This window comes from Vibrio hepatarius, from assembly GCF_011806575.1.
GTDB lineage: Bacteria > Pseudomonadota > Gammaproteobacteria > Enterobacterales > Vibrionaceae > Vibrio > Vibrio hepatarius_A.
On record NZ_JAATOO010000016.1, the window covers coordinates 89,273 to 110,985 of the forward strand.

At 47.9% G+C, this 21,713-nt stretch carries 21 protein-coding genes and 1 riboswitch; of the genes, 12 read left to right on the forward strand and 9 right to left on the reverse strand.

Going from position 1 to position 21,713, the window contains the following annotated elements; genetic code table 11:
- Positions 1-2: 2 nt before the first annotated feature.
- The 3 genes from thiB to mpl all read right to left on the reverse strand — a co-directional run bounded on the left by thiB (position 3) and on the right by mpl (position 3,224).
- Complete coding sequence (gene thiB, locus HCZ42_RS13890; RefSeq protein ID WP_167421254.1) at positions 3-1,010, reverse strand: thiamine ABC transporter substrate binding subunit; 1,008 nt, start codon at positions 1,008-1,010, stop codon at positions 3-5.
- A 52-nt stretch (positions 1,011-1,062) separates the two neighbouring features.
- Positions 1,063-1,184, reverse strand: a riboswitch (TPP riboswitch).
- A gap of 49 nt (positions 1,185-1,233) precedes the next feature.
- On the reverse strand, positions 1,234-1,857 hold the full coding sequence (locus HCZ42_RS13895) for a flavin prenyltransferase UbiX (RefSeq protein WP_167421255.1): 624 nt from the start codon (positions 1,855-1,857) through the stop codon (positions 1,234-1,236).
- A 14-nt stretch (positions 1,858-1,871) separates the two neighbouring features.
- Positions 1,872-3,224: a UDP-N-acetylmuramate:L-alanyl-gamma-D-glutamyl-meso-diaminopimelate ligase gene (mpl, locus tag HCZ42_RS13900; RefSeq protein ID WP_167421256.1), complete on the reverse strand. Its 1,353-nt coding sequence runs from the start codon at positions 3,222-3,224 to the stop codon at positions 1,872-1,874.
- A gap of 311 nt (positions 3,225-3,535) precedes the next feature.
- On the opposite strand from mpl, the gene fbp reads away from it, so the two are divergent.
- Complete coding sequence (fbp, locus tag HCZ42_RS13905; RefSeq protein WP_167421257.1) at positions 3,536-4,552, forward strand: class 1 fructose-bisphosphatase; 1,017 nt, start codon at positions 3,536-3,538, stop codon at positions 4,550-4,552.
- Between the two features lie 185 nt (positions 4,553-4,737).
- Positions 4,738-5,265, forward strand: a complete 528-nt coding sequence (gene ppa, locus HCZ42_RS13910; RefSeq protein WP_167421258.1) for an inorganic diphosphatase — start codon at positions 4,738-4,740, stop codon at positions 5,263-5,265.
- Positions 5,266-5,326: 61 nt separating this feature from the next.
- Here the strand turns inward: ppa and HCZ42_RS13915 are convergent, their stop codons facing one another.
- From HCZ42_RS13915 to tamA, 3 genes are read right to left on the reverse strand one after another with little or no spacing between them, the layout of a single operon-like run.
- On the reverse strand, positions 5,327-5,674 hold the full coding sequence (locus HCZ42_RS13915; RefSeq protein WP_167421259.1) for a gamma-glutamylcyclotransferase family protein: 348 nt from the start codon (positions 5,672-5,674) through the stop codon (positions 5,327-5,329).
- A gap of 42 nt (positions 5,675-5,716) precedes the next feature.
- Positions 5,717-9,475 (reverse strand): autotransporter assembly complex protein TamB, encoded by a 3,759-nt coding sequence (gene tamB / locus HCZ42_RS13920; RefSeq protein WP_167421260.1) that lies wholly within the window; start codon positions 9,473-9,475, stop codon positions 5,717-5,719.
- Positions 9,472-11,184, reverse strand: coding sequence for an autotransporter assembly complex protein TamA (gene tamA / locus HCZ42_RS13925; RefSeq protein WP_167421261.1), 1,713 nt, complete (start codon positions 11,182-11,184; stop codon positions 9,472-9,474). The genes tamB and tamA overlap by 4 nt, the downstream gene beginning before the upstream one ends.
- A 117-nt stretch (positions 11,185-11,301) precedes the next feature.
- Here tamA and msrA point away from each other — a divergent pair, with 117 nt between their 5' ends.
- Complete coding sequence (gene msrA, locus HCZ42_RS13930) at positions 11,302-11,931, forward strand: peptide-methionine (S)-S-oxide reductase MsrA (protein ID WP_167421262.1); 630 nt, start codon at positions 11,302-11,304, stop codon at positions 11,929-11,931.
- An 87-nt stretch (positions 11,932-12,018) separates the two neighbouring features.
- On the opposite strand, the gene HCZ42_RS13935 is transcribed toward msrA, so the two are convergent.
- Positions 12,019-12,219, reverse strand: coding sequence for a DUF1107 family protein (locus tag HCZ42_RS13935; RefSeq protein ID WP_167421263.1), 201 nt, complete (start codon positions 12,217-12,219; stop codon positions 12,019-12,021).
- Positions 12,220-12,422: 203 nt separating this feature from the next.
- On the opposite strand from HCZ42_RS13935, the gene HCZ42_RS13940 reads away from it, so the two are divergent.
- The 7 genes from HCZ42_RS13940 to HCZ42_RS13970 all read left to right on the forward strand — a co-directional run bounded on the left by HCZ42_RS13940 (position 12,423) and on the right by HCZ42_RS13970 (position 17,780).
- Positions 12,423-12,974 carry a YtfJ family protein gene (locus HCZ42_RS13940; protein WP_167421264.1) on the forward strand — a complete coding sequence of 184 codons (552 nt, stop codon included), beginning with the start codon at positions 12,423-12,425 and terminating at the stop codon, positions 12,972-12,974.
- A 72-nt stretch (positions 12,975-13,046) separates the two neighbouring features.
- On the forward strand, positions 13,047-13,346 hold the full coding sequence (locus HCZ42_RS13945) for a DUF2607 family protein (protein WP_167421265.1): 300 nt from the start codon (positions 13,047-13,049) through the stop codon (positions 13,344-13,346).
- 64 nt (positions 13,347-13,410) lie between these two features.
- Positions 13,411-14,070: a zinc uptake protein ZrgA gene (gene zrgA / locus HCZ42_RS13950; RefSeq protein WP_167421266.1), complete on the forward strand. Its 660-nt coding sequence runs from the start codon at positions 13,411-13,413 to the stop codon at positions 14,068-14,070.
- A gap of 55 nt (positions 14,071-14,125) precedes the next feature.
- Positions 14,126-14,833, forward strand: a complete 708-nt coding sequence (locus HCZ42_RS13955) for an ABC transporter ATP-binding protein (RefSeq protein ID WP_167421267.1) — start codon at positions 14,126-14,128, stop codon at positions 14,831-14,833.
- A complete protein-coding gene (locus HCZ42_RS13960; RefSeq protein WP_167421268.1) occupies positions 14,830-16,089 on the forward strand; it encodes an ABC transporter permease in 1,260 nt (419 codons plus the stop codon). Before HCZ42_RS13955 ends, HCZ42_RS13960 begins: the two co-directional genes overlap by 4 nt.
- Before the next feature lie 6 nt (positions 16,090-16,095).
- A complete protein-coding gene (locus tag HCZ42_RS13965; protein ID WP_167421274.1) occupies positions 16,096-16,590 on the forward strand; it encodes a DUF3299 domain-containing protein in 495 nt (164 codons plus the stop codon).
- A 293-nt stretch (positions 16,591-16,883) separates the two neighbouring features.
- Positions 16,884-17,780: a TIGR03899 family protein gene (locus tag HCZ42_RS13970; protein ID WP_053411123.1), complete on the forward strand. Its 897-nt coding sequence runs from the start codon at positions 16,884-16,886 to the stop codon at positions 17,778-17,780.
- Positions 17,781-17,852: 72 nt separating this feature from the next.
- Here HCZ42_RS13970 and pgi read toward each other — a convergent pair whose 3' ends face one another.
- Positions 17,853-19,505, reverse strand: a complete 1,653-nt coding sequence (pgi, locus tag HCZ42_RS13975) for a glucose-6-phosphate isomerase (protein WP_167421269.1) — start codon at positions 19,503-19,505, stop codon at positions 17,853-17,855.
- 301 nt (positions 19,506-19,806) lie between these two features.
- Between pgi and HCZ42_RS13980 the strand changes: the two genes are divergently transcribed.
- Positions 19,807-20,229, forward strand: a complete 423-nt coding sequence (locus HCZ42_RS13980; RefSeq protein ID WP_167421270.1) for a secondary thiamine-phosphate synthase enzyme YjbQ — start codon at positions 19,807-19,809, stop codon at positions 20,227-20,229.
- 164 nt (positions 20,230-20,393) lie between these two features.
- On the forward strand, positions 20,394-20,912 hold the full coding sequence (locus HCZ42_RS13985) for a YgjV family protein (RefSeq protein WP_167421271.1): 519 nt from the start codon (positions 20,394-20,396) through the stop codon (positions 20,910-20,912).
- An 83-nt stretch (positions 20,913-20,995) separates the two neighbouring features.
- Here the strand turns inward: HCZ42_RS13985 and alr are convergent.
- A partial coding sequence (gene alr, locus HCZ42_RS13990) for an alanine racemase (protein ID WP_167421272.1) occupies positions 20,996-21,713 on the reverse strand: 718 nt, incomplete at its 5' end.

Consider the following 21,713-nt stretch of genomic DNA (forward strand, 5'->3'; position numbering starts at 1 on the left):
CTTTAGAAAGTAAGCGCATTTTGCCATTCGCGGATCCATGCTTTACGTTTTTCAGCCACTTCCTCTGCGCTGAAACTCAATGATTTACTTGGTAGAGTCAAAGTATCAAAACCTTGTGGTAATTTGACCTCAGTCACTGGGTACATCCAGTTGCCAGTTGGCATCACAGACTGGAACTCGTCACTCAAAATAAACGCCATGAACTCATCCGCCAGTGCTTCGTTTTGCGAGCCTTTCACTTTTGCCGCAACTTCTACTTGGGTGTAATGACCTTCAGCAAAATCCGCCGCTGCAAACTTAGCGTCGTTTTCCGCAATCAGATGGTAAGCCGGAGAGGTGGTGTAAGACAGAACAAGATCCGATTCGCCTTCAAGGAACATTGAGTACGCTTCTGACCAACCTTTGGTGACTGTGACAGTTTTAGTCGCCAGTTGTTTCCACGCTTGAGTCACATCATCGCCGTATACCGATTTCATCCACAGCATCAGACCTTGACCCGGTGTTGAAGTACGCGGATCTTGGTAGATCACTTTTAGGTCATCACGAGATTCAACCAATTCTTTTAGGCTCTTTGGCGGGTTAGCAAGCTTCTCTTTGTTATAAACAAACGCAAAGTAACCAAAATCGTAAGGTACAAAAGTCTTGTCGTCCCAACCGTTTGGTAGCGTAATCGCTTGAGTATCAACGCTGTGCTCGGCAAGCAATCCGGTTTGCTTCGCTTCCGCCATCAGGTTGTTATCTAAACCTAAAACGATATCTGCTTTGCTGTTGTCGCCTTCTAGGCGTAAGCGGTTGAGGATAGATACACCATCGTCCAGCGCGACAAAATTCACATCACAGCCACATTTTGCTTCAAATGCTTTTTCGACGGCAGGACCTGGTCCCCAATCTGCGGCAAACGAATCGTAAGTGTAAACCGTTAGGGTTTTGTCTGCGGCCAACGCAGAGAATGATGTTAATGTTGCTAGGGCAATCGCGCTGATTGAAATTGTACTTAGAGTGGGTTTCACTGCTCGCTCTCTCCGTATTGAGCGGCACAGGCTTGAGGGACAGGGTGGAAATGGATTGTCCAAACTCAATTCCTACGCCAGCATTATCTGGTTCAGGTACACGGGTCCCGAGCGTCGGCTCGATCTCAGCTTCGCCTATCATTGATAGGATCAATAGCTCCCCGATGAGTATCGCGGAAATTGTAATCTTTAAATCAGTTGATAGCTAGTGTTAACCACAGTGTTAACCACGCTGATCATACCCCCACCTTGGCACCAAAGCTTGCTCGATACCCAGATGATCCAAAATACGTGCGACCATAAAATCGACGAGATCTTCGATCGATTGTGGCTGATGATAAAAACCCGGTGCGGCAGGCATAATGGTGACGCCCATTTGCGATAACTTATGCATGTTCTCTAAATGCAGGGTAGAAAACGGGGTTTCACGCACCACCAGCAATAACTGACCACGCTCTTTCATCACCACATCGGCGGCGCGCTCAATCAGGTTGTCTGACATGCCATGGGCGATTGCTGCTACGCTCCCCGCTGAACATGGGCAAACTACCATTTGTTTTGGCGCCGCAGAGCCAGAAGCGACCGGAGAAAACCAGTCGTCTTTGCCACACACCGTGAGCTTTTCTGGCTCACAGTTAAGATGCTCAATCAGTGCTTGCTTTGCCGCGTCAGGATTCCCCGGGAGTTTTAAACCGTGTTCTGTCGCCAGTACCACACGCGCCGCCGATGAAATCAACAGATACACATGATAGTCAGCCGCCAATAAGCACTCTAACAACCGCAAGCCGTAAGGTGCTCCAGACGCTCCGGTAAACGCTAATGTGATCGCTTTTTGTTTACTACTCATAGTTCTACACTAAATTATTCGGCCAGTTTCGCCAGTAATTTGCCGTGAATACCTTCAAAACCGCCGTTACTCATTACCAGTATTTGGTCGCCCGCTTTGGCTTCATCCACGATCATTTCAACCAACTTATCGACGTTAGCGGAGAATTTAGCTGGTTGCGAGCATTGCTCTGCTACCGCTTCGACGGACCAATCAATAGTTTCTGGTTGATAAAGAAATACTTGGTCTGCCGCATTTAGCGAGGCCGCCAAAGTGTCTTTGTGTACGCCACGTTTCATCGTCGCGCTGCGAGGCTCAAGGACCGCCAGAATCCGTTGCTCGCCAACTTTGTTACGCAAACCACCCAGTGTCAGTTCAATTGCCGTCGGGTGATGAGCAAAATCGTCATACACGGTGACACCATTTACTTCGCCTTTTAACTCTAGGCGACGTTTGGTGTTAATGAATGAAGCCAACGCTTCACACGCAAGATCAGGAGTCACACCCACGTGACGAGCAGCGGCAATCGCCATCAACGCGTTATCAACGTTATGGTCACCGACCAAATCCCACTTGACCGTACCGACTTCTTCGCCTTGGAATAGCACTTTAAACTGTGAACCATCCAGCACCAGTTTTTCTGCCTGCCAGTCGCCTTGTTCACCGCTGAACTCAGTTTCACTCCAACAACCACGCTCGAGTACATCTTGCAGCGCTTTATCTTGCTTAGGCGCCAAGATACGACCATTGCCCGGTACAGTACGCACTAAATGATGAAATTGGCGCTTGATCGCTTCTAGATCGTCAAAGATATCCGCATGATCGAACTCAAGATTGTTCATCACTAGGGTGCGTGGATGATAATGGACGAACTTAGAACGCTTATCGAAAAAAGCACTGTCGTATTCGTCCGCTTCAACGACGAAAAACATGCTTTCGCCCAAACGCGCCGACACACCAAAGTTCCCCAGCACTCCACCAACGAGGAATCCCGGTTGGTAACCGCACTTCTCCAACACCCAAGCCAGCATGCTTGATGTGGTTGTTTTACCATGCGTTCCCGATACCGCGATAACCCAGCGGTCGTGTAGCAAAAACTCTTGCAGCCACTGCGGGCCGGAAGTGTAACGCAGGTTGGAATTCAGCACGTGCTCAACACACGGGTTGCCACGACTCATTGCGTTACCAATCACGACAAGATCTGGGGCAGGGTCAAGCTGTGACGGGTCAAAACCTTCTATAATTTCAATACCTTGAGATTCGAGCAACGTGCTCATCGGTGGATAAACATTGGCGTCACTGCCCGTCACTTTGTGTCCAAGCTGACGAGCCAAAACTGCGGCACCACCCATAAATGTGCCGCAAATCCCTAAGATATGAATATGCATAAACTGACCTTATCGCAGGCAAAAAATCTATCGGTCATTATGGCGATAAAGTACTGAAAAGCGAACTACTTTGATCACTGTGTGACCTTGAGGCCAATTAATTGATTACGCAACATACAATGAATGGGTGTCTCTATAAACAATGTAATCCGTTGCAAAGTCGACAAATAAATTGAGATCTCAATCAGTTAGTTCATTACCAATAAAAAGATTCGACTCTTACAATATACGCAGGCGAGCAACATAAGATTCGACAGAAATCCTAACCGCCCACTCCTCCAATATTTGAAGCGATTTTTTAAGGAAAACTCATGTCTGGTATGCGCACCCTTGGCGAGTTCATTGTAGAAAAACAAGCGGACTTTCCCCACGCAAGCGGTGATTTATCATCCCTACTCTCTTCTATTCGCCTTGCTGCAAAAATTGTAAACCGCGAAATCAACGCGGCTGGCCTTGGTGACATTACTGGCGCTGTCGGCACGCAAAACGTTCAAGGTGAAGCTCAACAAAAACTTGATGTCTACGCCAACGACAAGTTCAAAGCAGCACTCGAAGCACGTGACCAAGTGTGTGGTGTAGCAAGTGAAGAAGAAGACGAAGCAGTCGCGTTTAATAAAGAGCTCAACAAAAACGCAAAATACGTGGTATTGATGGACCCACTGGACGGTTCTTCAAACATCGACGTAAACGTATCAGTCGGTACGATTTTCTCTATCTATCGCCGTGTGTCTCCGATTGGTACTCCTCCGACTGAAGAAGACTTCCTTCAGCCTGGTCACAAACAAGTGGCTGCGGGTTACGTGATTTACGGCTCATCGACCATGCTGGTTTACACCACGGGTAACGGCGTGAACGGTTTCACTTACGATCCATCTTTGGGTACGTTCTGCCTCTCTCACGAAAATATGATGATTCCTGAAGACGGACATATTTACTCGATCAACGAAGGTAACTACATCCGCTTCCCTCTGGGTGTGAAAAAGTACATCAAGTACTGCCAGGAGAGTGCGCCTGAAGAAGGTCGTCCCTACACCTCTCGCTACATCGGTTCACTGGTGGCGGACTTCCACCGCAACCTTTTGAAAGGCGGTATTTACCTTTACCCAAGCACCGAAAGCAACCCGAATGGTAAACTGCGCCTACTTTACGAATGCAACCCAATGGCATTCTTGATTGAACAAGCTGGTGGTCTAGCGTCTGACGGTGAAACTCGCATTATGGACTTAGAGCCACAAGAACTTCACCAACGTGTGCCATTCTTTGTCGGTTCGAAGAACATGGTTAAGAAAGTGGAACAGTTCCTCGAGCAGAATCGCGAAGAACAATAATTCACTCGACCTTAAAAGGCGCTCATTGAGCGCCTTTTTCGTATTTTCTTGAGCTATATCGTGCCTTTCTCGTTTACATAAAACCGAGTTTAGCAGTAAGGTATTTTGGTTAAAATTTCAGCCCATATAACTCCAACTGCTGTGTAAAATTGGTATTGGGGTATAAAACAAAAAGGAACTTTAAAATGAGCTTAAACAACGTACCAGCAGGCAAATCACTTCCTGATGATATCTACGTGGTTATCGAGATCCCTGCGAATGCGGACCCAATCAAATACGAAGTCGACAAAGATTCCGGTGCGGTATTTGTAGACCGTTTTATGTCTGCACCCATGTTCTACCCTTGTAACTACGGCTATGTAAACCACACGTTGTCACTCGATGGTGACCCGGTCGACGTACTGGTTCCAACGCCTCACCCTCTAATGCCAGGTTCAGTAATTCGTTGTCGTCCCGTTGGCGTACTGAAGATGACCGACGAATCAGGTGAAGACGCGAAAGTGGTCGCAGTACCACACACCAAGCTGAGCAAAGAATACGACCACATCAATGACGTCGATGACCTACCAGAGCTGCTTAAAGCACAAATCACCCACTTCTTCGAGCGCTACAAAGAGCTAGAAGCGGGTAAATGGGTTAAGGTCGATGGTTGGGAAGATGCCGAGTCAGCACGTAAAGAAATCCTTGAGTCTTACGAACGCGCTCAACAATAATCGCTTTTAACAAAGACGAAAAAAGAGCCAGCATTGCTGGCTCTTTTTCATTGAACTGGCACTAGATACGTTGACACCAATCTCCGGATGAGACCAAGACATCTAGCTGACTACTATCTTGGTACATATAGATCCACGCTTCGCCAAACGGGGTATCAATACGCTCACGGCGATATTCCACCGGGACGTCTTCCAACACATCGATGCGTGCTAAAGTCTCATCGTCGATTAAGTACACTTCCCCTTGGATCGAGCTATGCCCTTCAATCACCGCTGGGTGAGAACCTAAATCGTAAAGCGAATACTGAGGTAAGGTTTCATGCCTGCCCAAGAATTCTGAATTGATTAAGAATTCTTGGTTGCTCTCACCTTTTCGCAAAGTGCCATAAACAAATAACAAATGCTGCATAGTCTTCCTTGAACCTACCTCAGTTGAAGTTGTTAAGTCGCCTTAGTTAAATTCAAACTGGTACAAAATGTCAACTGCACTGCTCACACCGGTTACCGCTTCGACGTAAAGATCCTTCATCAAGCGGTAACGCACGGTAAACTCGCCGACCGAATCAAAAATACCGATACCGTACTTAACCTGCAGCCCTGGCATGATGTAGCCACTCACTGTTACCTGCGAATCGTCACCAGAACCTGCGGTGTCCAACTGCAAATCCTGTACACCGAACGCTTCGCCCAGTTCACCGACCACACGACCACTCTTTGCCAAACTCAAACCAATCAGCGTCGTGGTCATTGCGTTACCGCCTGACTCACCATCGATATCCTGACCGCGTAATAAGTAGGATAACGCATTCGCTTGCGGCATTGACGGCTCAGAGAAAATCGCGACCGTCGGCTCGCTGGCTGGCCCCGACACTCGCACACCAGCAATCACATCGTCTTGGGTATTGTCTGGATTTCGGATCGCGGTGATTTGCACGTAAGGCTGGTCAACCGGACCGTTCATCAAGATCTTACCTTCTTCGATGATCAAGTCTTGGCCGAATGAGCGGTATGAACCGTCAATGATGTTCACTTCACCAGTAACAAACGGGCCTTTGTCTTTTTGTGCGACGTTCAAGCGACCGCGTAAATCACCTTCTAGACCAAATGCCGACAACTTAAAGTCATCACCGATATTGATATTGATGTCGGTTTCTACCGCAAACGGCATTACAGACTCTTCACTGACTGGCTCTAGATTTTCGTTCAAGATCACTTGGTCTTTCGATATACCCGTTGCGCTCGGCGGAAGCTGTTCAACGACAACTCGTCCCCAAGGCAATGAAATATCGCCTTGGATCTTGGCGTAATTCGGCGAGGCGTTAATCGTCATGTCCGGTACAACTTTGATCGTCGCCATTGGTGGCACTTCGACTTTCAATTCATCGGCAAATACACGCAACTTACTGCGCCAATCCTGCATGCTTTGCCAATCGGCGTCACCTTGCAGCTGTAAAGTGCCGTCTGGGGTATTAAGCGCGGCATTGAGGTCTGCTTGATAGCCAGCAAAGTCAATCGCTAACTCACCCGAATCAATCTGCACGGGTGATACTGAACCTTGCAGTTTCACACTGTCGATCAGGAACTGACCGTTCACTTTCGGGTGCATAATGGGACCACTAAAGGCGAGGTCAGTCGAGATGTTTGATTTCAGTTCGCTGTGCTCGCCCAGTAGCGGGCTAAGGAAGTCTAGATGAAAGGTCGAGAGCTTGAGCTGACCATCAATCAACTTATTCTCGCTCAGCACATTCGGAATCGTTACCTGACCAGTCAAATCTCCGTTGTCGGTGATATCCAGCTCCCACTTGGCTTGTAAACGGTCTTTTACCAGCGTGGCGTTCAACATCACTTTGTCCCATCCGAGTTCAAGCGGCTGGTTGAGTTTTTGCAAGACACCACCTTGAGGCAGTTCTAAGTCCAGTTTGACTTCCGGTGATTGATTGGCCGACCACTTCGCCCAAACGTGCGCGTCGGCTTCACCGAACAATTCGGTTTCCGGCGGTAAGAATTGGGCAATTTGTGAAAAGTTAAACTGGTTGATCGACAACTTAGCTTCACCGGATTCTCCCACCTTGATGTCTTCATCAAGGCACAGCGATGAATCTGCTTGCAACCAGCAATGTGCTGCGACGGACGCTTGCTGGCTCTTCATATCAAAACCCAGCTTGGTCGCTTGGTTCAGTTCCCACTCACCTTGTTGAGACGAGAGCAGCATCCGCTCCAATTGCCCAGCCCATTTGATCGATGGCTTATCGGTCAAAGAACCAGACAGCGCTAAACTGGTCGATACAAGATTGGAATCCACGTCCAGCATTAGGTTGTGCTGACTTTGGTCACCGCTGAAGGTCAGTAATAGGTCTTTAAGCCGGTAATCTTGGTACTGGCCACCTTCAAGCTCAAGAGTAAGATCGCCTTTTGGCTCTGGTAAAGGTGTCACATCACCGCTCAAAGTAATGTGTTTGACTTTGTACTGCTGCTGGAAATCAATTGCATCCACGTCGAGCGCAAGTTTTACCTTTGGCTCTTTCATCGGGCCGCGCAGATGAACATCACCAATCGCCTTGCCTGACAGTTCAGGTACCGACTTGGCTAATTCAGGTAAATCCAATGACAGCGACATACGCCACTCTTCACTCAAGCTGCCTTTCGCTTCAACATTGTTCGGGCCATGAGACAGTACCAGTCCTGGCGTATCTAACTCAAACTGGCCTTTCCCTGCCACGTCAGATGCCGTCAGTTCTCCTTCAATATTTAACGGATACTCACGTAGGATGCCGTCAATATCGAGCTGACTTACCGCAACTTGCCAGCCGCCCTGTTGGGTCAATGAACCCGTAGTTGAGATAATGCCGCTGATGTCCCCTTCCGCTTCCGGCCACTGTAAACCGGGTTGGATATGCTCAAGTGACAAGTTCGCCAACCAATTGAGCGGTTGCTTCCAATTCACCATCGCGTCGCCAATGACCAAGCCGCCCAAGGTATCTAGTGTCAAAGCGCTGAGCTCAACTTGCTCAAGATTACCTTTACCTTCCAACGTTAGGTCTAAATCCGGCAACTCTTTACCCGACAATTGCGTAACAAGGTTGAGGCTATAACCTTTGAGTGAGCCTTTACCCGACAAGTTGTCGACGTTAACAAAGTAATCCCCTTCACCGACTAACGGCCATTGCGCCTTGGTTTTATCGAGCACAATGTCAAACGGTATGTCAGGGTCAAGCAATGCCAGTTTCGCTTGCAGATCAGCTTCGGCCAATGCGCGTAATTTGGCTTGTAAATCCAGTTGGGCAACGCTGCCTGTTGCATTTAATGACAACTTCTGACCTTTAGCCATCGGGTCTTTGACCGTCGCGTCGAGTTGTAGAGAGAGTGGATAGTCTTGTTTGAGTGTGACCTTGGCGTTCAACTTACCCTGAACTTGCGGCATGTCCAGCTCTAGCATCGGTACCGACACATTCGCCCCCGCCGCGCTAGCTTGTAAACCTAAGTGATGAACAATAATCGGCGTCGCTTGCTGCAGCTTAAAGTCGCGGATATCGAGACGCGCTAAATCAACTTGCAGTGGCAAGACGACATCTGGTAATACGATCGCACTCGGTTCACTGGCTTTCTCTGACTCTGGTTCAGCGTCACTCGGCGCGTTCTCAGCCAGAGCAATATGGATCTTATTTAGCTCGGTTTTACTGACTTGAAGACGGTTCCCCTGGAATGATAGTGCGGTGGTAAAACGCTCCCAACGGATTTGGTTGCCCAGCACGTTGAGATCGATATTGCTCAGCGCAATACGACCGACCTTGAGCGGAATAGGCGTAGTGATATTCCCCATTGGCGCTGATTCTTGCTCTGGTGCAGGCTCTGGCTGAGGTGGTAGTTCAGGCAGTGAGAATGCCAAGCCGTCGATCGCCAGTTCATCGATGCAGACACTGGCTTCGGTAAAACAGGTCGGGTTAATGCCTAACGTCACCGCGTTTATTTTAGTATCAACGCCAAGATCCGGGTCGACAAACTCGACCTGATTGAGCGTAAAGCGGGGAAGCAAAGCACCACTGTAAGACGCGACTTTAAGCTGAGGAACAAACTTTTCGCCACTCCACAAAATCACGCCTAGACCCGGCTTGGTAAACAACAAAAAGCCGACCGCTAGTAGCAGCGCTAACAGGATGCCACCAAACGACAGCGACAACCACTTTGACCACTTTAATACCATTCCGGTCATAGCTCAGGCCCCAAAGAAAAGTGAATCTTAAAATCGTCAGGCTCTTTATCTAAGCCCCATGCAAAGTCTAAACGGATTGGGCCGACAGGTGACGCCCAGCGCACACCAACACCCGTACCACGCTTAAATTCCGGCGTGTCGTTAAACGCATCACCATAATCGTAGAACAGCGCCCCCCACCAGTCACCATAGAGTCGGTACTGGTACTCAAGTGAGGTCGTCGCGATGTATTTTGCACCGGTTAACGCGCCACTTTCGTCCTTCGGAGAAATTGATTCGTAACCGTAACCACGCAAATTATTGTCGCCACCGGCAAAGAAACGCAGCGATGGCGAAAGCTTATCAAAATCGTCAGCGAAGTTGGCGCCACCGTCAATACGGAACAAACCCCGATGATTTTCTCCCGCGCTGCGTATCCACTTCATCCCGCCAAGGACGCGAACCACGTCGGTTTCCGACAGCGCATTTTCACTACCGTACTCCAAGGTAATGTACTGACTATCGCCCCACGTTGGCATCGACCCACCGCGGGCACGAATACGAGAGAATGTAATACCGGGCAGCAAGAACTGAGCGTTGTCGTCTTGTAAACCTTGTTCGTAGTTTTCAAGCAAATAACGAATGAAAATCGTCCGATTCCAATCATTGTCGAGTTTCCAGTGCCTTTCTAAAGCAAGGTTTGATTCAATACTTTTGGTATCTCGGCTATCCACCCGCTTCATACCATAGTGAATACGGTAGTAGTCGTTGAGTACGTCTTCCAGCGGAATACGATAGCTGGCCGTCAAAGTCTGCTCGGGGCTCGAGACCGATAAGCTACTGTCGAAACTGTGGCCTCGGCTATTTACCCACGGGCGTTTCCACTTTAATGAAGCTCGCACGTCAACATCGGTTGAGTAACCCAGGCCTGTTTCTAACTGGTGACGAGCTTGTGGCGCCAGAGACACCTTCATCGGTAACTCGCGCCCCTCACCCAGCAGCGATAAATCAGGCTCAACCAATACCGATGAGAACCAATCGGTATTGGAGAGATTCTGGTTGTATTCACCCACTTGGGATACTAGATAAGGGTCACCCTCTTGAAACGGTGACAAAGACCGGACACGCTCAATCTTAATCTGGCTGCCAGTAATCTCAGTCGCACCGAAGTGGTAACGGATACCACTATCGAAATGCAACCTGACAAACGCTTGGTAAAGATCGGGAGCGATCTCTAAGCGACTGGTGGTAAACTTGGCATCAAAGTAGCCTTTTTGCAGACCTAGGTTGCGCAGCTTGGACTTGAGAGAGTCGTAATCACCGTGATTGAGCCGTTCGCCTTTTTTAAGTCCGCTCGCTTTAATCGCGGCGATAAAGTCTGGGTCATCTTTGGCTTCGCCAGTAATGACAATCTCGACTTCTTTATAGCGAACCGAACTGCCTTGAGACACTTTAACGATTAGTTCGGTCTTATCTTCAGAGACTTCAAATTCAAAGCTTGGCTGATAGTAGCCCACCGCGTTCAACGCTTCGGTAATTGTGCGCTGCAAACGCGCTTGAAAGCGGATACTGGTGCTGTATTCTTCTTTGGGAATAGCCGATAAGTAAGCATCGACGTTGTCTTTACGAAAACCTTTCAACCCTTCAATTGTTAATTCTACTTCCTGAGCTTGAACCAGCATCGGGGAGAGAACAACGGCAAACAAAAGTGGTAAAGGGTTTCGTAACATGCTTAATTATCTTTGTTAATCAGATACCGGAATAATAACGCCTGCGAATAGATAAGTCTGTATGAAAACTGTGAATTAGATAAACCACATTACTATAAATCAGCAAGGAAAGTTACGATGCTCGACAAACAACAAATGATCGCCCCTGAAAACGCATTACCTGGTCGCGATGTCCCGATGGCGATTGACGACACTCACTTCGTTAATCACTCTAGCCTCACCGCAGCACCCAGCGGAAATCAGCAACAAGTCTTACTTGGTATGGGCTGCTTCTGGGGCGCTGAACGCGTATTTTGGCAACTGGATGGCGTAGTGAGCACATCGGTTGGTTATGCTGGCGGATACACACCAAACCCAACCTATGAAGAAGTATGTACTGGTCACACTGGCCACACTGAAGTTGTGCGAGTGGTGTTTGATAGCGACAAACTCAGTCTGCAAGAGCTACTCAAAACGTTTTGGGAAAAACACGACCCGACGCAAGGCATGCGCCAAGGAAACGACCGCGGCACCCAGTACCGTTCAGCAATCTATGTTTTTGACGATCAGCAAATGCAGGTCGCGTTGCAATCTAAGCGTGATTATCAGGCGTTGCTAAGCGCACAGCACGACGAAATCACAACCGAAGTTCTACCAGCGAATCATTATTACTATGCGGAAAACTACCACCAGCAATATCTCGCTAAAAATCCCGATGGATACTGTGGTATCGGTGGGACAGGTGTGTGCTTCCCGCCAGAGAAATAATAAAGCAACCTGGACTCAGGTTAAGAAACAAAAAAAGTCGCCACTAGGCGACTTTTTACTAGAAGGCTCAAGAGAATCTATGTGTAATCACGCTGAGAGCGTTTCAATCGCTTGATTGATTTGGCGATAAACATTCAGTTTCTCGCGGTTATTGACGTCTGGCACTAACACTTTGCCGTTATCAAACGAAAACTCCCCAACACCAGCGATAACAAACTGCCCTTTGAAAAGGGTCTTAACAAAACGCGCCACCTGTAGTGGGCGATGTGCAGAAAATTCACGCAGCATAACGACTCCAAATTCCATTTACGAAAATTATTGTTCTTATTGATGTGCTCTATTCCTTGAGCTTCAGCACATTATACCGCAATCTCATGAAATGTATATTTTTTGTTAAAAATAGAGTTTGAGCACTTTCTGACCATCGAGGTAAACACACTCCGAGTGAATTCGTTATATACTTTTTCCGCTTACTAAAAAGGAACATAACAATGAAAAGTAAAACTCTCCTCGCGGTTGCGATAGCGTGCTCTCCAATGCTTGCTGCTGCTCATAACCTGACTATCGGTGGCCAAGTCCCTGCGGTTGCGGTCGATAAATACGGCGAAATCGTACTTAACGGCGATGACACTGGATACCAAAACTGGGCGAGCCAAGACATGCTCGGCAAAGTGCGTGTCATCCAAGCGATCGCTGGCCGCAGTAGCTCGAAAGAGATGAACGCGCCGTTGATGACTGCACTAACCGCAGCAAAACTGCCTGAAGCAAATTACCAAACCACAACCATCATCAACCAAGACGATGCGATTTGGGGAACAAGCTCCTTCGTAAAATCATCTGCTGAAGACAGCAAACAAGAGTTTCCTTGGTCTTCAATGGTGCTGGATGAAGACGGAAAAGTGGCGAAAACCTGGGATCTGAAACCGGAATCTTCTGCGATCATTGTGCAGGATAAACAAGGCAAGGTGCTATTCGTAAAAGAAGGCGCACTGTCAGAGGACGAAGTAAAACAGGTTATTGGTCTGATTAAAGACAATATCTGATCACAATTGCACTTCGCGTTTAAAAAGGAATTGTTATAATATAACAGTTCCTTTTTGTTTGGTTGTTTGCTTGTGTCACGACGTTATTCACATTCCGTCCGATTTGCTATCGTTGCGCTGTGCAGTGTCTTGTTGACGCTGTGGATGAACGTGGCGTTTATCCAGCACCAATACGATCTTGCTCCCACCCACCATCAGGAACATCATTGCCAACTGTTTGCCTGTGCGCAACACGGTGCCAGCGCGGCAATCATCACCTTTAACGATACATCGTTACCCGATGTGTTTATCCTAGCGGATAGCTATTACTACCTCGCGCCAGCCACGTTTGACTATTTAGCGCGCTCACCGCCACGCAATCCTAACGCTTAATCTGTTTTTTCCTGCCAATACGCAGGCGATTTTTCACAACTTAAGAATGTAGTTAGGATTTAGTATGTACAAGTATTCACCACTCGCGGCACTGGTCGCGCTGACTTTGAGCCACACGGTTTACGCTGAAGATGAACACCGCCAACATGACGCGCATGTCCACGGCGAAGTCGAGCTAAATATTGCCCAAGACGGTAAAGAACTATTGATTGAAATCACCGCGCCAGGAGCGGATGTGGTTGGTTTTGAGCATGTAGCGCAAACGGAAGAGCAACTGCACAAGTTAAAAGATGCCGAGTCTAAATTGACGGACACAAGCCGTGTGTTTAGCTTAAGTAAGAGTGCCAATTGTACACTGACCCACCAGCGTGTTTCACATACTCTGGGCGCGGATGACGACCACGACCACGACCACGACCACGACCACGACCACGACCACGACCACGACCACGACCACGACCACGACCATCATAATGACGCCGATGGCGAACACAAGCATGATGAACACCATGACCATGAAGAACATCATGAGCATGAATCTAGCCACGGTGAATTTACGATTGAATACCACTACCAGTGTGAACAGTTCTCTCAGCTAGAATCGATCAACACGTCTTGGTTTGAACTGTTCCCGTCGACACAAGCGATCAAAGCGAATGTGCTCACTGACACCAAACAGTCTGCGGTACGCCTAGATAAAAACAATAGCGAAATTTCTCTGTAGTTATAGTGGCGGCTTACGCTTGGCCTAAGCCGCCTTTTCGTGATTGGAACGCATTATGAATAGCAATAACTCGGCCGTGGTCATTGAGCTACAACAAGTACGTTTCGTTTGGCCTGGTAATGACACACCAACGCTCAACATCCCTGAACTCAAGGTAAATCAAGGTGAGCATCTGTTTATTAAAGGGCCGAGTGGCTGTGGAAAATCCACCTTGCTCAGTCTTCTCACTGGAATAAATACACCATCAGAGGGTTCTCTCAAAGTTTTGGACAAGCAGCTCTCAGCATTGTCCGGTAGCCAACGGGATAAGTTTCGCGCCAACCACATTGGCTACATCTTCCAGCAGTTCAATCTGTTGCCTTATTTGAGCGTGCTGGAAAATGTGGTTTTACCCTGCCAATTTTCCAAGCGCAGACGCTCTCAAGTGAGTGGCGATTTACACAAGCACGCAATTCAACTGCTTGAGCGGTTGCACCTCTCGTCAGCTTTAATGAATAAACCCGTCGCCGAGCTGAGTATAGGTCAACAACAACGCGTTGCCGCGGCTCGCGCATTGATCGGCAAACCGGAACTGGTGATTGCCGATGAGCCCACTTCCGCCCTCGACCACGACAACCGCAGCGCCTTTATCGAACTACTGCTAGAACAGGCTAATCAAGCCAACTCGACACTGCTGTTTGTGAGCCACGACCCCACTCTGGAGCCGCTGTTTGACCGCAGTCTAGATTTACGACAACTCAATCAAGCAGGAGAAAACGCATGAGCGCAACGTTGTCTCTCGCCTGGAAAAGCGCCCGTAACCGCAAAGTCACCGCGATATTATCTATTCTGACGGTCGCTATTTCGGTGATTTTATTGCTCGGGGTGGAACGTATCCGCACCCAAGCCAAAAGCAGTTTCGCCAATACCATTTCTGGTACCGACTTGATCGTTGGCGGTCGCTCCGGACAGGTTAATTTATTGCTCTATTCGGTGTTTCGAATCGGTAACGCGACCAACAACATCGACTGGAAGAGCTACCAAGAGTTCAGCCAACACCGCTCAGTAAAATGGGCAATTCCGATTTCACTCGGCGACTCGCATAAAGGTTTTCGTGTCATGGGCACCAACCACAGCTACTTTGAGTATTACCGCTACGGTCAAAAACAAAACCTTGCATTTACCAAGGGACATGAGTTTCAGCAGTTATTTGAAACCGTGATCGGTGCTGATGTAGCGAAGAAACTTGGTTATCAGATTGGCAGCGAAATCATCATCGCTCACGGTATCAGCGATGTTGGGTTCAGCCGCCACGATAATCTGCCGTTCAAAGTGGTGGGTATCCTCGCACCAACCGGCACTCCGGTTGATAAAACGGTACACGTTTCGCTAGAAGCGATTGAAGCGATCCACGTCGGCTGGGAATCGGGGGCAAACCTTGGTAATACGCCAGGCGCGCAGCAGTTGCAGAGTAGAGACTTTCAACCCAAGCAGATCACCGCGATGATGCTGGGTTTAAAGTCAAAAATTCAAACCTTTGCGTTGCAGCGTCAGATTAACACCTACACCAAAGAGCCGCTGAGTGCGATTTTACCCGGTGTTGCGCTACACGAATTATGGGGCATGATGTCGGTGGCGGAGCAAGCTCTGATGGCAGTCTCGGCGTTTGTGGTGATTGCCGGATTGCTTGGCATGCTCTCTAGCCTATTGACCAGTTTGCAAGAACGCCGCAGAGAAATGGCGATCCTACGCGCGATGGGAGCGCGACCTCGACACGTCTTCTCATTGCTGATCTTAGAAGCGAGTAGCCTGACGTTTATCGGTATCCTACTCGGTACGTTTTCGCTCTATTTGTTACTCTTCGTTGCTGCACCATTTATTCAGCAAACTTATGGCATTAACCTTTCGGTAATAACCCTATCCAATTATGAACTCTCGCTACTGGCCTTAGTGCAGCTCGCCGGAACCGTGATTGGATTTATACCCGCCTTGAGAGCTTATAAACAATCTCTCAGCGACGGCATGACGATTCGGATTTAATCTATGATGAAAAAACTACTTTTACTTGTGGTGGTATTGCTGAGTGCTAGCATCCCCAGTTATGCAAACAACCAAGATGTACTGCAACTCGACTGGATCGACCTGATCCCTGAGAGCGAAAGAAACATGTTTGATAAACAAGGCATGCCAGCGATTGACCACTCGGGTGACGTAATGCAACAGTCCAAGCTTGGCAGCGTCAGACAAGAGCTGAACGGCAGTACGGTTAAGGTGCCGGGCTTTGTGATTCCGTTAGAAGGTGATGAGAATATGGTGACCGAGTTTCTACTCGTACCGTACTTTGGCGCCTGTATACATGTACCACCACCACCACCCAATCAGATCATTTACGTGAAGTTTCCTAAAGGTGCACCAGTGCAAGAGCTATGGGATGTGATTTATGTGATAGGTACGCTTAAAACTGAAACCATTTCACATGAATTGGCCGAAACAGGCTACGTGATCGAAGGCACGGCTATCACCGAATACGACGACTATTAAAAGATTAACAAAAGCGTAACCTGTTAATCGCCTAGTTTAAGAAAAATATCTGGATAAATACCCTAGTACACCGAGGTAAACCAACAACAATAAGGCGATTGACAGGTGCTTTTTCAGTTTATTCTCATTGATATACTTCATAAGCCCTCTCAATTATTGCACTCATGATTTTAACAATTTGTTAGCATGTGTGGTAGCACTATTTTTTGACATGCGCCTCACACTCTGGGTGTGGCGCGATCTGCACCGAAAGAGTACATTAGTAATAACTTTATGATGTCTAAGGAAATAGAATGTCTGAGAGCAACAAACCCGTCATCATCGACCATGAACCCGAGCCGCAAGCTCGAAATGAAAAGAAAAAGCACTACATCAAAGACAGCTCTAGCCGTATCCTTAGCATCGCCGAAATTCATGGCCTTGACGCGCTATTAAGCAGTGAATCACCCGAAAAACCTGCACTTGAACGCGCTTTGGTGCGAGAGAGAAAGCGCCGAGAAAAGCGTCAGAAGAACTTAGAGCAGATCCTTAAGTTGGCGCACCAATCGTGTAAAGACGAAACCGCTGGTGAGCCTGACCCAGACTGGTTGTATCGCTTTTTCGATATGGCACAAGAAGTCCACAATCCCGCGATGCAGCGCCTTTGGGCTCAGGTACTGAAACGCGAAGTCACCAACCCTGGCTCCACGTCAATGAAGGCGTTAAACATCTTACAAGATATGACGCCAAAAGAAGCGCAAACACTACAACGTGCCGCTTCTCTTGCCTGCAGTTTTGGTGGCGACAGCAGCCGTAAACTGTTGATTGGCTACCGCTCTCACGGTGGTATTTTCAGCTTTGGCAAACGCAATGTCACCAGCAATATCAATGTTGGCAACTACCAACTGCCCTACTCTAGCCTGCTGGTGTTGTTTGAACTTGGCCTGATGTACAACACCGAATTGGAATCGGGTGAGATCGAGCTAGAATCCCCATTACCACTCACCTATCAAGGTAAGCAGCTCTCGCTGCAAGCCCATAGTCGCGGCGTCAGATTGCTTTACTATCGCTTTAGCCCAACGGGAAATGAACTGTGTAAGCTTCTGGGTAATAAGCCGAATATGCAGTATTACGACCAGTTAGTGGCATTGTTGGGGCAGAAGTTCACGACGCAAACCGATGTGCAGAGTAATATTCATCACACGGTCTAATTAGCGGCCAATGGATAGATACAAAAACGCCAGCCTTGAGGCTGGCGCTTGCTTATCTAAACCACGTTAAACTTACGCTTGATACGCTTTAAACGCGTTGATTAGACCGTTAGTTGAGCTGTCGTGAGAGCTGATTTCAGACGCATCCGCAAGCTCTGGTAGGATTTGGTTCGCCAGTTGTTTACCTAGCTCAACACCCCACTGGTCAAAGCTGAAGATGTTCCAGATAACGCCTTGAACAAAAATCTTGTGCTCGTACATCGCGATCAAGTTACCCAAAGTGCGTGGGGTAATTTGCTTCACTAGGATTGAGTTGGTTGGGCGGTTGCCTTCAAACACTTTGAATGGCGCGATTGCCGCTACTTCTTCTGCGTTCTTACCTGCCTGAGCCAACTCTGCTTTTACTGTCGCTTCGTCTTTACCAAACGCCAACGCTTCTGTTTGCGCAAAGAAGTTCGACATCAGTTTCTGGTGGTGGTCACCGGCTGGGTTGTGGCTGATTGCTGGCGCGATGAAATCACATGGGATCAGTTTAGTGCCTTGGTGGATCAACTGGTAAAATGCGTGCTGACCGTTTGTGCCAGGTTCACCCCAGATGATCGGGCCAGTTTGGTAAGTCACTGCGTTGCCGTCACGGTCAACGTACTTACCGTTTGATTCCATATTACCTTGCTGGAAGTACGCTGCAAAACGGTGCATGTACTGGTCGTAAGGTAGGATAGCTTCTGACTCTGCGCCGTGGAAGTTGTTATACCAGATACCAATTAACGCCAGGATAACTGGAATGTTATTTTCTAGTTCAGTGCTAGCGAAATGGTTATCCATCTCGTGTGCACCTTCAAGCAGTTCAATAAAGTTGTCGTAGCCAACACCGAGTGCAATTGATAGACCAATCGCAGACCAAAGAGAGTAACGACCGCCAACCCAGTCCCAGAACTCAAACATGTTGTCAGTATCGATACCGAACTCAGCAACTGCGCTTGCATTCGTCGATAGCGCCGCAAAGTGTTTTGCCACGTGCGCTTCATCGATTGCAGACGCTAGGAACCAGTCACGTGCAGTGTGCGCGTTAGTCATGGTTTCTTGAGTGGTGAAAGTCTTAGACGCGATCAGGAACAGAGTCGTTTCAGGGTCAACTTTCTTTAGTGTTTCAACGATGTGCGTACCATCAACGTTTGATACGAAATGCAGATTGAGGTGATTTTTGTATGGTGCTAATGCTTCTGTCACCATGTAAGGGCCAAGGTCAGAACCACCGATACCAATGTTCACAACATCAGTAATTGCCTTGCCTGTGTAGCCTTTCCATTCACCACCGATCACACGATCAGTAAATGATTTAATTTTCTCTAGTACCGCGTTAACCGCTGGCATGACGTCTTCGCCGTTCACGTTTACGGCTTTGTTGCTACGATTACGTAGCGCAGTGTGTAGCACCGCACGGCCTTCAGTCTGGTTAATCGCGTCACCACTGAACATCGCTTCAATCGCCGCTTTCAGCTCAGTTTCATTTGCTAGTGCAAATAGGTGCTGCAAGGTTTCTTCGTTGATTAAGTTCTTTGAGTAATCAACCAGAATGTCGCTACCAAAGCGCGCAGAAAACTTGTCAAAACGAGCCGCGTCTTGAGCGAACAGATCTTTCAGATCCATATCTTGTGCAGATTCAAAGTGCGCCGTCAGCGCTTTCCAAGCTTGTGTTTGCGTTGGATTGATATTTTTCAACATGGTCTTTATCCCGATGTTACAGTAGGTTTCATTCCTTACAGTCTAGCGAAAACTGTGGAATCCCCGATTAAGCAGAATATAAGTAGATGTTTGGGCAAATTGCCACAAAACAAGCATTTTGTAATTTTTTTTCAAGCCGCATTATCGCCTAGGGTATTCTCCCTCACATTGAGTTAGGTCACGTTCCCCGGTTGAAACATGAACAAACTCTGCGACGGCGAGTAAAATAATACCATCAACATCGGTTATGCTTCATCCCTTATAGCAAAATCGAACGTTATCAACTTATTGTGGAGTGACTATGTGGTCTCAAAAGACGATTCAATTAAAGGCGAGGAAACGTGGCTTTCACTTGATTACCGACGAAATTGAACAACAAATTCCAGAAATACAGCGTTATTCCGTCGGAATATTACAGTTATTTATCCAACATACGTCTGCCAGTTTGACCATCAATGAGAACGCAGACCCAACCGTACGCACGGATATGGAAGCGCACTTTAACAAATTTGTTCCTGAGCGCGCGCCATATTACCAGCATACTTACGAGGGCGATGATGATATGCCAGCTCATATCAAAGCATCATTGCTTGGTTGCAGTGTGTCGATTCCTATCAGTCAGGGACGACTAGCACTAGGCACTTGGCAAGGTATTTATTTAGGAGAGCACCGAGACCACGGTGGCAGTCGTAGAATTGTTGTCACACTCCAAGGGGAGTCCTGATAAAGCGTTTTGTTTCGTTGACCAAAAGCAACTTAACAATGCCCGCTTCGTCTGCTCTGAATTCTCTCTGACGTTATGTGGATGAAAAACACAAAATATAATTAAAACACCATTTCAATAATGTTATTCTCTCACCATAATGAAAGAACAGGGTGAGAGATTGAATGGATCGAGACATCATTGCTCAGGCATTTGGCTTTATTAGTTTGTTTCTGGGGTTGGCTACAGTTTATCAAAAAGATGATCGTCGCTTAAAGTGGATGATGTTGTTGCTTAACTGCAATCATGCTCTCCATTTCGCCTTGATGGGAGCGGCTACTGCCTGCATTAGCGCCTCCATTGGCGTAGGCCGTTCACTCATATCCTTGCACGCTAATGCACGGCTGTTTACGTGGCCTTTGATTGGGCTAACCACCTTAATGGGCCTAACGGCACTTGAAAGTATTTATGGCTTACTGCCCATTATTGCCAGCAGTATAGGCACTTACGCGCTGTTCAATTTACGTGGTGTAATGATGCGCTACTTTCTGCTAGTCGGTGCCTGTTTATGGTTGGCCAACAACCTCTGGGTTGGCTCTATAGGTGGAAGCCTGTTAGAGATAGCAATGATCGCCACCAACTCCATGACAATCTATCGACTCAAAGTCGATGAGCGTCAGCTAGTGAATCAGAGCTCAATCTAGTTTTAGATTAAGGATCCACCCCAAAGTGGTGGTGAGTTCTGTAGAGTGACTCAAGAGACAAGAGTGGACTGACCGCCTTGGATTCACTCCCGATATTCAACGATGACTCTGGAAGTAAGATTCGTCACCAACTCATAAGCGATTGTGCCAACATGCGCGGCAATTTCTTCCGCCGGTAAGTCGGCACCCCATAAGATGGCGTCGTCAGCAACGTTATCGCTCGCATCAGGGCCTAAGTCGACCGTCAGCATATCCATAGATACACGACCAGAGAGCGGTACGCGGCGGCCATTCACCAGTACCGGTGTGCCGAATGGTGCGGTTCTCGGGTATCCGTCACCGTAGCCAATAGCAATCACGCCAACTTTCGTGTCTCGTTCCGCCGTCCAAATGCCACTGTAGCCGACACTTTCACCTTTTTTAACCTCGCGCACAGCGATGATCGGAGCTTTTAGTGTCATCAGAGGTTTAAAACCAAATTTATGTGCCGGCTTATCGCCGATTGGAGAGATGCCGTACATGATGATGCCTGAGCGTACCCAGTCTAAATGGCTATCTGGCCATGCCAAAATCCCTGACGAAGCCGCGAGTGAGCGTTCGCCTTGGCAGTTTTTGGTCACTTCGAGGAACAGTTCAGTTTGCTGATTGGTATTGGGTTTTTCCAGCTCATCAGCGTAACCAAAGTGGCTCATAAAACGTAGTGGTTTCGCGACGTTAGGGCAGGCGTCTAAACGTTGAACAAACTCGTCATATTGTTCAGGGCTTACACCCAGGCGGTGCATGCCACTGTCGAGCTTAAGC